Genomic DNA, 12,415 nt, shown 5'->3' with positions numbered 1-12,415 from the left:
CCGCTACGCCATCCCCGCCCGCCGAAGCAGGTCTTCGTCACCCGCGGCGCCCGCAGCACCGACGGCCGCCGCGCCGCGGGGCTCGCCGGTGTCCGTGCCCAGCCCCGCGAGCAGGCGCAGTCCGTCCTCGGCGGGGCTGCCGGGGGCCGCGGACAGCACCAGCAGCTCGATGCCCGGCTCGTCCGGCAGCGCGAAGTTCTCCTGGTGCAGTTCCAGCGGTCCGACCAGGGGGTGCCGGTACGCCTTGCGCCCGTGGGTGCGGGCGCGGACGTCCGCGCGGGCCCAGAGGCGGCGGAAGCGCTCGCTGCCCATCGCCAACTCGCCGATGAGCGAGGCCAGTCGGGGGTCGTCGGGGTACTGGCCGGCGGCCAGCCGCAGGTGCCCGACCACGTCGAGGGTGCAGTTCTCCCAGTCGGCGTAGAGGCCGCGGTCGGCCTCCTCCAGGAAGATGTGCCGGGCGGTGTTCAGGCCCGGCATCGGGCGGCCGAGGAGGAGTCCGGCGAGGCGGTTCCCGGCGAGGACGTCCAGGCGGTGGTTCATGATCAGCGCGGGTGCGCCGGCCACCAGGTCGAGGACGCGCAGCAGTTCCGGCCGGACCCGGCTGCCCGGCGCCGTCGCACGGCGGCGGCGCTGCCGCGCGAGGCGGTAGAGGTGCCCGCGTTCGGTCTCGTCGAGGTCGAGGACGCGGGCGAGCGCGTCGAGGACCTGCTCGGAGGGCTGGGTCGCGCGGCCCTGCTCCAGGCGTACGTAGTAGTCGACGCTGACGCCGGACAGGTGCGCGACCTCCTCGCGGCGCAGCCCCGCGACCCGGCGGCGGCTGTCGGTGGGGATGCCGACGGTGGCCGGATCGACCCGGGAACGCCTGGTCCGTAGGAAGCCCGCGAGATCGTCCATGCCCCTCAGTATGGCCGCGGCGGGCGCCCGTACGGCCGGCTCGGGTGCCCGTGAGGGTGGCCCTGCCGGTACCAGGAAGTCCGGTCCGACGGAAGCGGCGCCCCTGAACGCCGGGCGCCGCGGCGTCCAGGATCGGAGGCATCCGATTCGAAGGAGTCCCCCGTGAAGACGCTGATCGTCCACGCCCACCCGGAGCCGAAGTCGCTCAACAGCTCGCTGAAGGACCTCGCGGTGTCCACCCTGGAGACCGCCGGGCACGAGGTACGGGTGAGCGACCTGTACGCGATGAACTGGAAGGCGGTCGTGGACGCCGCGGACTACGGCCCCGAGGCCTCGAGTCCGCTGAAGGTCGCCCTGGACTCGGGCCGGGCCTTCGAGGCCGGCACGCTCTCCCCGGACGTCCTCGCCGAGCAGGAGAAGCTGCTGTGGGCCGACACGATCGTCTTCCAGTTCCCGCTGTGGTGGTACACGATGCCCGCGATCCTCAAGGGGTGGGTGGACCGGGTGTTCACCTACCGCTTCGCGTACGGCGTCGGCGAGCACAGCGCCACCAGGTACGGCGAGCGCTTCGGCGAGGGCACCCTCGCGGGCCGGCGGGCGCTGCTGTCGGTGACCGTCGGCGGCCCGGAGTCGCACTACGCCGCTCGCGGGATCAGCGGCCCCTTCGACGATCTGCTGTTCCCGTTCCAGCACGGCGTCCTCTACTACCCGGGCATCGAGGTGCTGCCGCCGTTCGTGCTGTACGGCAGCGACCGGATGACCGACGAGGACTACCCGGCCGTCGCCCGGGCCTGGGAGCAGCGCCTGCTCACCCTGGAGTCGACCGAGCCGATCGCGTTCCGGCGGCAGAACTTCGGCGACTACGAGATCCCCTCGCTGCACCTGAAGGAGGGGCTGGAGCCCGCGGGCCGCACGGGGTTCGGGCTGCACGTGCGCGGCTGAGGGCGGTCGACTCGGTCCCCCGACTCGGTCTGTCAGCTCGGTCCACCGACTCAGTTGGTCGGCTCGGTCCACCGACTCAGTTCGTCGGCTCGGTCCACCGACTCAGTTGGTCGGCTCGGTCCACCGACTCGGACCGTCGGCTCGGTCTGCTACTTCAGTCCGCCGGCTGGGTCGGACAACCCAGTCTGGCGGCTGGGTCGAGCAACCCGGTCCATCGGCTGGGTCGAACGACCAAGTCCGTCGGCTGGGTTGAACAACCCAGTTCTCCGACTCAGTCCGCCAGCGACCGCTCCGTGGGCCCCCGGCGCCGCGGGCCCCGGGCGGGACCGCCTCGCTGCTCGTACGTCCACACCGCCAGCTGCGTGCGCGAGGCGAGCCCCAGTTTGCCCAGGATGCGTTCGACGTGGTTCTCCGCGGTCCGCTGCGCGATGGTGAGGCGCGCCGCGATGTCCTTGTTGGTGAGGCCCTCGGCGACCAGTTCCGCGACCTGGCTCTCGCGCTTCGTCAGTCCCGGGACCCCGGCCGGGTCGTCGAGGACGTGGGCCATCGCCTCGTCCACGGTGGCGCGCGCTCCGCGGCGGAACTCCCGGTCGAAGGCGGCCGCGCCCAGCGCCTCCCGTACCGCGGCGTCCAGGCGCAGGTGCTGGGTGCGCATGAACGGCGCCGCGCCGAGCCGCCCGCCCAGTGACTCCCACAACAGGTGCAGCACGCCCAGGAGCCGGGCAGTGCGCCGCGGGTCGTTCCGGGTGCTCCAGGCGATGACCTCCACGCACATGGCCACGTCCCACCAGTCCTGGAACGGGCGCAGCCGGGCGATGGCCGCCCTGGCGTGCGTGGTCGCGTCGGCGGGCGCGTCCGCGCGCAGGGCCAGCAGGGCGCGGGCGAGCAGGGCCATGCCGTGCAGCCATGACTCGCCGTGCGTGCGGGCGGCCGCCTCGACCTCGCCGCACGCCTCCTCGGCCACGGCGGCCTCGCCCCCGCAGGCGTGCGCGATGGCGAACTTGACCCGGCATTCGAGGGCCGCGTCGAGGCAGCCCAGCGCGCGGAACTCGGTGCGCGCCCGCGCGAACAGTTCGGCGGCGCTCGCGTAGTCCTCGCGCCAGACGGCGAGGATCCCGTGGTGGTGCCACACCCACGCCAACTCCTGCCGGTGGCCGCCCTGTTCGGCCGCCGCCTCGCACGCGGCGAGCGCCTGCCGTACGTCGGCGTCCGGGTCGCCCTGCAGGATGCGCAGGTACGTGTCGGTGACCCGGGCATGGACGCGGACGGCGGCATCCGGGCCCGCTGTGCCGTCACCGTCGCCGTCACCGCCGTCCTGCGCGTGGTCGGCGGCGAGCAGCTGCGACAGCCAGTGGCGCCCCTCGGACAGCAGGCCCGCGGTCATCCAGTAGTGCCGGGGCGAAACGGCCAGGGCCAGACCGGCCCGGGCCTGCCCGGGCCGGTCCAGGCAGAACCCCAGAGCGGCGCGCAGGTTCGGATGGTCCAGGCGAAGGCGCGTGAACCAGTCGACCTGCCGGGGCCCGAACCACTCCCGCCCTGCTCGTGCGGTCAGTTCGGCGTACCGGTCCCGGTGACGGCCGCGCAGGGCGTCGAGCGAGCCGGACGCGGCCAGCCGCTGGTGCCCGTACTCCCGTACCGTCTCCAGCATGTGGTAGCGCGAACGTCCCCGCACGTGGCGGCAGTTGACGATCGACCGGGCCACCAGGCCATCGAGGGCGTCGAGCAGGGCGGCGGGCGGCAGTTCGGCGTCCGCGCAGACCCGTTCGAGGCTCTCCAGGTCGAAGCCGCCGCGGAACACCGAGGCCCGCGACCAGAGCAACCGCTCGCGCCCCGTGCACAGTTCGTGGCTCCAGTCGATCAACGCGCGCAGGGTGCGCTGCCGGTCGGCGGCGACGCTGCTCCCGCCGGTGAGCAGCGCGAACCGGTCCGTGAGCCGCTCCAGGATCTCCTGCGGCGTCAGGCTCCGGATGCGGGCGGCGGCCAGTTCGATCGCGAAGGGCAGCCCGTCCAGGCGGCGGACGAGCTCGGCGACGGCGGCGGCGTCCGGCCTGGTCAGGGTGAAGCCGGGCAGCACGGCGGCGGCCCGGTCGACGAACAGCGCGACGGCCGGATTGCCGTTCAGGTCGCGCAGGCCGTGACCCGCCCGCGCGTCCGGCACCGGCAACGGCTCCACGGGGAAGACCTGTTCGCCCGCGATGCCGAGCGGCTGCCGGCTCGTCGCCAGGACGCGCAGTCCGGGCGCGGCCCGCAGCAGCGCGTCGGCGAGGCGGGCGCACGCGTCGACCAGGTGCTCGCAGTTGTCCAGGACCAGCAGGGCGCGCCGCTCGCGCAGCCGGGCGGCGAGGACGGCCGCCGCGCCGGCGCCGGGGTGCCCCGGATTCGCCACGTCGAGGGTGCCGAGGACGCTCGACGCGAGCAGCTCCGGGTCCCGGAGGTCGGCGAGTTCGGCGACGTACACGCCGTCGGGGAAGGCGGAGCGCGCCGCGTCCGCCGCCACGCGCAGCGCCAGCCGGGTCTTGCCCACGCCTCCGGTGCCGCTGAGCGTCACCAGACGCGCGCCGGACAGCAGCCGGGCGATCCGGGCCGTGTCCGCCCGCCGCCCGATCAGCGGCGTCAGTTCGGCGTCGAAGCCGCCGAGGCCGGCGAACGTCCCCGCGGCTGCCCCCGTTCCCATGGGTGGTCATCCTACGGACGCGCGCTGACGGTACCGGCACGGAAAGCGTGCGGGAATTGAGTAGTTCTCCCGTTGTCCCCCGCACGCACCCGCCCGAGACTCGACGACGCGGTATCGGACGGCTATGCGAGGTGTGTGGTGACGGCAGGCACGGCGGCGGGGTCGGAGCGGAGCGGGCGGCTGCTGGGGCAGCGGGTGTGGACCTACCAGGGGGCCTACGTACGCAGGCCGACGACCGCGCTGGTCGTGCTCCTCATCCTGTTCGGCGTGCTGTGCTCCCTCGTCGGCAAGTACTACGACGAGGACTCCTCGTTCCGCCTCGCGTTCTGGGCCCTGCCCGTGGCGGCCCTGGGGTGCCTCGCCCTGTGCGTGCGGCACGCCCGGATCCGGATCCGGGAGTACGAGCACGGCTTCGAGCTGCGCCGCCCGGGGCGCCGCACGCTGCGGTACGCGTGGCAGGAGATCGCCTCCGTCGAGTCGACCCGGGTGTCCGTCCACTTCAACTCGGCGCACTCGCACGACGTGCTCAAGACCGTGATCCGCCCCCACTCGGGCGGCCGGATCCGCCTCCGGGGCCTGGACTACATCAGGGTCCAGGAGGAGTGCGGCTTCTGGCGGATGATCACGAAGGCGCACCCCACCACCGGCGCGCGCTTCGTCTCGGACGCGACGCAGTCCGTCGCCGTGGCCCGTGCGCAACGCCTCCTGGACGAGCTCGGCGCGGGCGGGTCGTTCCGCTGGGGCGCCCTGACCTTCACCGCCGAGGGGATGACCCTCTCCCCGTTCCCCGCGCCGATCGCCTGGTCCCGGATCGCCCTCGTCTCCGCGCGCCCGGCGGACGGTGTCCGGCTCGACGTCCGGGGACTGGCCTCGCACGTCGGCAGCCGGGCCCTGTCGGGGCGCGCGACGAAGGCGGGTTACCGCACCGAAGGGGACCGGCTGGAGGTGTTCGTGCCCGTCCGCCGCCCCGGATCGGACTACGTGGCGCTGAGCGTCCTGCTCGCCCACGGCGCCGCCCTGCGGAACGGGCAGGACCAAGGACACGAGGGATAGCGAGGGCGGGCCGAGCCCCAAGCGGTCTACGGCCGGCGGCGGGTGGGCCCGGGCCGCAGGGCCTCGGCGGCGGCCGCCGCGACGGCCTCGGCGACCGTGGACAGGGCGGGCGAGTCCAGCTTCCACTGCTGCCAGTACAGGGGGACGTCCATCGGCCGGGCGGGTGCCAGCTCCACCAGCCGCCCGGACCGCAGCAGCGGCTCGGCCTGGGGTTCGGGCACCAGGCCCCAGCCGAGACCGGCGGCCACCGCGTCCCGGAACCCGTCCGAGGCGGGCACCAGGTGGCGGATCCGCCCGGCGCCCGACCGCCCCCGGGTGAGGGACCGGACGAACTCGTCCTGGAGCTCGTCGCGCCGGTCGAAGGCCACGGTGGGGGCCCGGCCCAGATCCTCGGCCAGGTCCCCGGTGAGATGACGGGCCGCGAACTCCGGTGTGGCCACGGCCAGGTAGCGGGCCAGCCCGAGCCGCCGCACGGTGCAGCCGGCCACCGGGTCGGGCGAGGAGGTGACGGCGGCCATCACCTGGCCCTCACGCAGCAGGGCGGTGGTGTGGGCCTCGTCCTCCCGGTGGAGCTCGAAGCAGATCGGCGGGTCCTGCGGCACCCGGGTGAGCGCGGGCAGGAACCAGGTCGCGAGGGAGTCGGCGTTGACCGCGATCGGGACCCGGGCCGGGCCCTGCTCGGCCGCCAGGCCCAGTTCGGCGCGGGCGTCGCGTTCCAGCCGGGCGAGCTGGCGGGCGAACCGGACCACCACCTCGCCGGACTCGGTGGGGCGCACCGGCTTGGTGCGCATCAGCAGGACCCGCCCGGTGCGCTGTTCCAGGGCCTTGACGCGCTGGCTGACGGCGGAGGGGGTCACGTGCAGGGCGGCGGCCGCGGCGTCGAAGGTGCCCTCGTCGACCACCGCGAGCAGGGTCCGGACCTGGTCCAGGGGAAGCTCGTCCATAAGTACGGCTAAGGTTACTTTAGAATCTTTAGCTGTACTCATCTATACGCGGTCCATACGGTCGGACCCATGACCAGCAGCACCATCGCCGCCGCACTCGCCGGATTCGGTACCGGACTCTCCCTCATCGTGGCCATCGGGGCCCAGAACGCGTTCGTCCTGCGCCAGGGCGCCCGCCGGCACGCCGTCCTCGCGGTCGTCGCCATCTGCGCCGTCTCGGACGCGGCGCTGATCGCGCTCGGCGTGACGGGGGTGGGCACGGTGGTCACGGCCTGGCCCGCGGCGCTGACCGCGGTGGGCCTGGTCGGCGGGGCGTTCCTGCTCTGCTACGGCTTCCTGGCGGCCCGACGGGTGCTGCGCCCTGATCCGGCGGCCGCGCTCACCGGCGGCGGACCGGAGACCGGCTCCGTCCGGCGAGCGGTCCTCACCTGCCTGGCGATGACCTGGCTGAACCCGCACGTGTACCTCGACACCGTGCTCCTGCTGGGCTCGCTCGCCTCCGACCGCGGCGACCTGCGCTGGGCCTTCGGCGCGGGCGCGGCGCTGGCCAGCCTGTGCTGGTTCGCCGCCCTGGGCTTCGGCGCCCGGCTGCTGAGCGGCGTCCTGTCCCGGCCGAGGGCCTGGCGGGTGCTGGACGGACTGGTCGCGGCGACCATGCTGGCGATGGGCGGGATGCTCCTCGCCGGGGCGTAGGGCGCCCTGACCCACCGGCCCCGGCTGCCACCCGCGTGGGTGGCCGGCCATGGTGGCATCCGACCCGACCAGGCCGGATGCCACCCTTCGTCCGACGCCATACGGACCCGCGGGCGTACGCGCGGGTTCACGACGCGGGGCCGGGGCCGTGCCCGGGGATCAGGGCTGCTGCGGGTCGGTCCGCGGGCCGAACCGGCCCGTCAGCCGGACCGCCGCGAGGGCGACCGCGTACCCGACGGTGAACAGCACCACCAGGAACAGGACAGCGGTCGCGTTCATGACGTAGTAGCCCGTCAGCGTGGGGGCGACCACGGGCGGCACCCCCAGGACGACGGCCGTCAGGGCCGCCGAGCGGACCGTACGGGTGGTGCAGGCGACGGCCGCGCCGACGACCACCGGGGCGACGAGGGGGAATCCGGTCCGGAAGAACACCCCCTCCCCCGGGCCGGAGACCAGGACGAGGGCGACGTCCGCTGCCGTGGTGGTGAGCACGACCGCCCACGGTACGGCGGAGCGCGGTCGCGTGGTGCGGTCCGGCGGGGCGGCCAGCAGCACCAGGGCGTTGAGCGCGAACAGCACCGTGTCCGGGCCGACCAGACCGTAGGTCAGCGGGCCCCGCGCGTGCGCACCGGGCAGTTCGGGGCCGGCGAGCAGGACGAGCAGCGGGGCCACGACGGTGGCCGCCGCCAGGGCGCGGGCCGCCGTCCAACGGCCGGTCAGCGCCGCGACGGCCATCAGCACCGCCGGGACGAGCAGCGCCATCGTGGCGCCGAGCGACCCGACGCGCATCCCGCCGTCCGGGTCGGTGGCGGCCCGGACCGCCCAATAGAGGTGTACGGCCGCGTAGCCGCCGGCCAGTGCGGCGGCGAGCGGGGCCGCGGTGGCCAGGGCCCGGCCCGCCGGCCGGTGGGAGACCAGGCCGAGCCGGACCCGGACGCCGTGCCCCGCCACATCGGCCACCTCGCGCAGGGCGGCGAGCGGACTCGCGGTTCGGACGCGGCGCTCGGCGTGATCGGCGACCTCCGCCAGCGCGTGGGTGCCGTAGGAGGCCGGGTAGAGGGCGAGGGCGCGGCGCAGCAGGTGGGCCGTCAGGCGGCCCTCCCTGCTCTGCTCCTGGTGATCCTGGTGGTCCTGGTGGTCCTGGTGCGCGGTCATGCCGGGCCTCCCGCGAGCCTGTTCCGGGTGATGGCGAGGCGGCGGTCGGCCTCGCGGAGGGCGGCCCGCAGCCGCCGGCTCTCGTCGGTGAGGGCCTGGGTGCCGGTCGGGGTGAGGGCGAAGACGCGGCGGGGTCGCCCGTCGACCGTCTCCTCCCGTTCGACCCGGATGAGGCCTTCGGCGAGCAGTCGGTCGAGCGTGCCGTACAGGCTTCCGGCGCCGAGCCGGACCCGGCCGTCGGAGATCGCGGCGACCTCGTCGCCGAGCGCGTAGCCGTGCCGGGGCTGGTCGGCGAGGGCGGTGAGCAGCAGGAAGGTGGGCTCCTGCATGGAGCGTTTCTTCGTCACGCCGATCACCATAGTACGGTCACCGTAGTGTCCGGAAGAGCGGGTGCGATCGGAGGCGAGGGAGGGGCACGCACCGCTCATCCGCCAGGACCAACGCGCACCCGGGCAGCCGGTAAGGCTTGCCTTGCCATCGAGTCGGGCCCGCCTCTATGGTGAAGTCCTCAGAGGACCTGAAGACCTGGGGACCTGAGGACTACTTGGGGAGAGTGATCATGTCAGACCTCCATGCCCTGACGCTGGCCGAACAGGCGGCGGCGATCCGCGGGCGCACCGTCTCGCCGACCGAACTGGTCGACCACCACCTGCGCCGGATCGAGGACCTCGACGGCGTGCTCGGCGCCTACCGCACGGTCGACGCGCCCGGCGCCCGTCGGGCCGCCCGTGCGGCCGAGGCCCGGCTGGCCGCCGCCGGGGACGGCGCCGGGACCGGGACCGGGACCGGGAACGGCGCCGGGCTGCCGCCGCTGCTCGGCGTGCCGCTGTCGGTGAAGGACACCTGGCCGGTCGGCGGGCTCCCGTTCACCGCGGGCTCCGCCGCCTTCGACGACCGCGTCGCTCCGCAGGACGCCGCCGTGGTCGGCGCCCTCCGGGCCGCGGGCGGCGTACTGCTGGGCACCACCACGGCCGCCGAGTTCGGCTGCTCCGCCTACACGGAGACGGTCCACGCGACCGCGCGCAGCCCGTACGACCCCGGCCGCGGCGCCGGGGGTTCCAGCGGCGGGGCGGCCGCCTCGGTCTCCGCCGGGCTGGCCGCCGGGGCCCTGGGCAGCGACGGCGGCGGCTCGGTCCGGATCCCGGCCGCCGCCTGCGGCGTGGTCGGCCTCAAGCCCAGCCGGGGCCGGGTGACGACCGCCCCCGGCACGGACGCCTTCGGGCTGGCCACCGCCGGCCCGCTGGCCCGGACGGTACTGGACGCGGCCCTCCTGCTGGACGTCATGGCCGGCAGCGTCCCGGGCGACGGCAGCACCCTGCCCGCCTCCCCCGCCGGCCACTTCAGGTCCTGCGTCGAACGCGAGCCCGGCCCGCTGCGGATCGGCGTCCTGCCCCGGACGGACGGGTGGCACCCGGAGGCCGCGCTGGCCTCCCGCCGCACCGCCGACCTGCTCGCCGACCTCGGCCACCGGGTGGAGGAGGCCCCGCCGTTCGACCCCGCCGAGTACGTGCCGGACTTCACCGTGCTGTGGAGCATGCTGGCCGCCGCCGTGCCCGTCCCGCCGGAGCGGGAGGACCGGCTGCTGCCGCTGACCCGCTGGCTGCGCGCCCGGGGCAACGAGCACAGCGCGGGCCGGCTGGCCGCCGCGATGGCCTCGCTGACCGCCACCGCCCGGACGATCTGCCACCGGTACGACCGCTTCGACGCGGTGCTGAGCCCCACGACGGACCAACCGCCGCTGCCGGTCGGGTCGTTGGCCGACCCGGACGACCCGGAGCGGACCTACGCCCGGATGCTCGCCGTCACCCCGCGCACGCCGGTGGCGAACCTCACCGGCCGGCCGTCGATCAGCCTGCCGCTGCACTGGACCCCGGACGGACTGCCGATCGGCGTGATGCTGACCGCCCGGCTCCACCAGGAGGGCCTCCTGCTCTCCCTCGGCGCCCAGCTGGAACGGGCCCGGCCCTGGCACCACCACGCCGCCCGGCAGGCGGCCGTACTGGAGCGGGCGACCGGGCAGAACACGGCGCGGCCCGAGCGGGGGACGCGGTGAAGCGCGGACAGCTGGCCTTCCTGACCGGCACCCACATTGTCAACGACCTCTACCAGGGCGCCGTCCCGGCGCTGCTGCCCTTCCTGATGTCCCAGCGGCACTACAGCTACACCGCCGTCTCCGGCATCGCCCTGGCCGCGAGCGGCCTGTCCAGCGTGGTCCAGCCGCTGTTCGGCCTGCTGGTCGACCGCCGCCCCCGCGGCTGGCTCATCCCGGCCGGTTTCCTCACCGCCGCGGCCGGGATCACCGGCGCCGCCCTCGCCGACAGCTACCCGCTGACCTGGCTCTTCGCCGCCCTGGCCGGCATCGGCATCGCCGCCTACCACCCGGCCGCCACCAACCAGGCCCGGGTCGCCGGCGGACAGTCCCAGCGGGCGATGAGCCTGTTCTCCGTCGGGGGCACCCTCGGCGCCTCGCTGGCACCGGCCCTGGTCACCCTCGTGGTCGGCGCGTACGGCCTGGGCGGCAGCTGGCTGCTGGCCGTCCCGGCGCTGGTGACGGCCCTGCTGTGGGCCGCGCAGGGCCGCTGGCTGCGGTACCGCGGCCACACCCCGGCGACCCCGGCCGCCGCCCGGGGCTCGGCGACGAGCTCCCACCGCGACGACTGGCGGGCGTTCGGACGCCTCGCCGCGACCACCGTCGCCTGGTCGATCCCCTACGTGACCGTCACCTCGATGCTCGCCCTCCACATCCAGCGCGACCTCCACGGCTCGACGGGAACCGGCGCCGCGGCGCTGACCCTGCTCACCCTGGCCGGGGCGGCCGGCACCCTGCTCGGCGGCTGGCTCGGCGACCGGCACGGACGGATGACCCCGATCCGCACCGGCTACCTGCTGGCCGTCCCCGCCCTGGCCGCCGTGGCCTTCGCACCCTCCGTCGCGGTCGCCATGGCCGGCGCGGTGGCGTTCGGACTGGCCATGTTCCTGCCCTTCGCCCCGCAGGTGACACTCGCCCAGGACTACCTGCCCACCCGGCCCGGCACCGCCAGCGGGCTGACCCTCGGACTCGCCATGTCCGTGGGCGGCCTCGCCGCACCGGCGCTCGGCGGCCTGGCCGACGCCCACGGCCTGCGGACCGTCCTCGCCCTGGTCCTCGGCGTGCTGGCGCTCGGACTCGGCTCCGCGCTGCGGCTGCGCGACCGCGTACTGCCGGAGGCGGGGCCGGAGCAGGGGCCGGAACCGGCCCCGGAACGGGTGAACGAGCAGGCCGCCACGGGTGCGGCACCCGGAGGACGATAGGGTCGTCCTCATGACTGTTCGCCCGGTACGCCATCGCTCACTGGTGGAGGAAGCCACGGCCGAGCTGCGCCGACTGATCGGCACGGGCGAGTGGCCGGTCGGCAGCAAACTGCCCGGTGAGGTGGAGCTGAGCCGACTCCTCGGAGTCGGCCGGACCACCTCGCGCGAGGCCGTCCGGGTGCTGATCGCCGACGGCCAGCTGCGCGCCCGTCAGGGCTCGGGCACGTACGTGGCCGCCGCCGCCCCGGTCTCGGAGTTCGACCGGGAGCTGCGGCGCTCGGAGGTCTTCGACGTGTACGAGGTCCGGGCGGCGCTGGAGGTGGAGGCGGGCCGGCTGGCCGCGCAGCGGCGCACCGAGGCGGACGTCGCCGCGCTCCGGGCGGCGCTGGCCGCCCGCGACGCGGCCGCCGACCCGGCCGAGCTCGTCGAGACCGACCTGGAACTGCACCGCCAGGTCGTCCGGGCGGCGCACAACCCGGTGCTCATCCGCCTCTTCGACTCCTTCGTCGACGCGCTGCGCGAAGCGGCCGGCCACGTGGTGGCCGACAACCGGCTCCACGACGGCGTCGAAGCGGAGGGCATCACCCATGCGCACCGCACCCTGATCGAGGCGATCGCCGCGGGCGACCCGGACGCCGCCGTCGCGGCGACCCAGGCCAACCTGGATCACACCCTCGACAGACTGCGCGCCACGGGCACCGGACCACGCTGAGCCGGCCGCACCCGCGCCCGACCGCCTCGGGCCCGGAAGGCCGGTCGTGCCCTCGTA

At 75.2% G+C, this 12,415-nt stretch carries 11 protein-coding genes; 6 read left to right on the top strand and 5 right to left on the bottom strand.

Annotation, left to right across the window (positions count from 1 at the left end):
- Nucleotides 1-3 precede the first annotated feature (3 nt).
- Nucleotides 4-894, bottom strand: coding sequence for a helix-turn-helix transcriptional regulator (locus ACFVXH_RS17380; protein ID WP_387824444.1), 891 nt, complete (start codon nt 892-894; stop codon nt 4-6).
- Between the two features lie 162 nt (nt 895-1,056).
- Here ACFVXH_RS17380 and ACFVXH_RS17375 point away from each other — a divergent pair, with 162 nt between their 5' ends.
- Nucleotides 1,057-1,836, top strand: coding sequence for an NAD(P)H-dependent oxidoreductase (locus ACFVXH_RS17375; protein ID WP_387824442.1), 780 nt, complete (start codon nt 1,057-1,059; stop codon nt 1,834-1,836).
- A gap of 271 nt (nt 1,837-2,107) precedes the next feature.
- Here ACFVXH_RS17375 and ACFVXH_RS17370 read toward each other — a convergent pair whose 3' ends face one another.
- Nucleotides 2,108-4,510 carry an ATP-binding protein gene (locus ACFVXH_RS17370; protein ID WP_387824439.1) on the bottom strand — a complete coding sequence of 801 codons (2,403 nt, stop codon included), beginning with the start codon at nt 4,508-4,510 and terminating at the stop codon, nt 2,108-2,110.
- Between the two features lie 138 nt (nt 4,511-4,648).
- Between ACFVXH_RS17370 and ACFVXH_RS17365 the strand changes: the two genes are divergently transcribed.
- Nucleotides 4,649-5,563, top strand: a complete 915-nt coding sequence (locus ACFVXH_RS17365; protein ID WP_387824436.1) for a hypothetical protein — start codon at nt 4,649-4,651, stop codon at nt 5,561-5,563.
- A gap of 26 nt (nt 5,564-5,589) precedes the next feature.
- On the opposite strand, the gene ACFVXH_RS17360 is transcribed toward ACFVXH_RS17365, so the two are convergent.
- The gene (locus ACFVXH_RS17360; protein ID WP_074003582.1) at nt 5,590-6,507 is read right to left on the bottom strand and encodes a LysR family transcriptional regulator ArgP; all 918 of its coding nucleotides are present in this window, start codon (nt 6,505-6,507) and stop codon (nt 5,590-5,592) included.
- Nucleotides 6,508-6,576: 69 nt separating this feature from the next.
- Here ACFVXH_RS17360 and ACFVXH_RS17355 point away from each other — a divergent pair, with 69 nt between their 5' ends.
- The gene (locus ACFVXH_RS17355) at nt 6,577-7,200 is read left to right on the top strand and encodes a LysE/ArgO family amino acid transporter (protein WP_049651185.1); all 624 of its coding nucleotides are present in this window, start codon (nt 6,577-6,579) and stop codon (nt 7,198-7,200) included.
- Nucleotides 7,201-7,359: 159 nt separating this feature from the next.
- On the opposite strand, the gene ACFVXH_RS17350 is transcribed toward ACFVXH_RS17355, so the two are convergent.
- Together ACFVXH_RS17350 and ACFVXH_RS17345 are read right to left on the bottom strand one after the other, a co-directional pair.
- Nucleotides 7,360-8,355, bottom strand: coding sequence for a hypothetical protein (locus tag ACFVXH_RS17350; protein ID WP_387824433.1), 996 nt, complete (start codon nt 8,353-8,355; stop codon nt 7,360-7,362).
- Nucleotides 8,352-8,684, bottom strand: a complete 333-nt coding sequence (locus ACFVXH_RS17345) for a PadR family transcriptional regulator (protein ID WP_079272352.1) — start codon at nt 8,682-8,684, stop codon at nt 8,352-8,354. Before ACFVXH_RS17345 ends, ACFVXH_RS17350 begins: the two co-directional genes overlap by 4 nt.
- A gap of 230 nt (nt 8,685-8,914) precedes the next feature.
- On the opposite strand from ACFVXH_RS17345, the gene ACFVXH_RS17340 reads away from it, so the two are divergent.
- From ACFVXH_RS17340 to ACFVXH_RS17330, 3 genes are read left to right on the top strand one after another with little or no spacing between them, the layout of a single operon-like run.
- A complete protein-coding gene (locus ACFVXH_RS17340; RefSeq protein WP_387824430.1) occupies nt 8,915-10,408 on the top strand; it encodes an amidase in 1,494 nt (497 codons plus the stop codon).
- The gene (locus ACFVXH_RS17335) at nt 10,405-11,646 is read left to right on the top strand and encodes an MFS transporter (protein WP_387824427.1); all 1,242 of its coding nucleotides are present in this window, start codon (nt 10,405-10,407) and stop codon (nt 11,644-11,646) included. Before ACFVXH_RS17340 ends, ACFVXH_RS17335 begins: the two co-directional genes overlap by 4 nt.
- Nucleotides 11,647-11,656: 10 nt before the next feature.
- Nucleotides 11,657-12,358, top strand: coding sequence for a FadR/GntR family transcriptional regulator (locus ACFVXH_RS17330; RefSeq protein WP_387824424.1), 702 nt, complete (start codon nt 11,657-11,659; stop codon nt 12,356-12,358).
- Nucleotides 12,359-12,415 lie beyond the last annotated feature (57 nt).

The organism is Kitasatospora sp. NPDC058184 (assembly GCF_042883725.1).
Taxonomy (GTDB): domain Bacteria; phylum Actinomycetota; class Actinomycetes; order Streptomycetales; family Streptomycetaceae; genus Kitasatospora.
The sequence above is the reverse complement of the archived record's forward strand: the minus strand, read 5'-3'. Positions and strand labels throughout refer to the sequence as shown.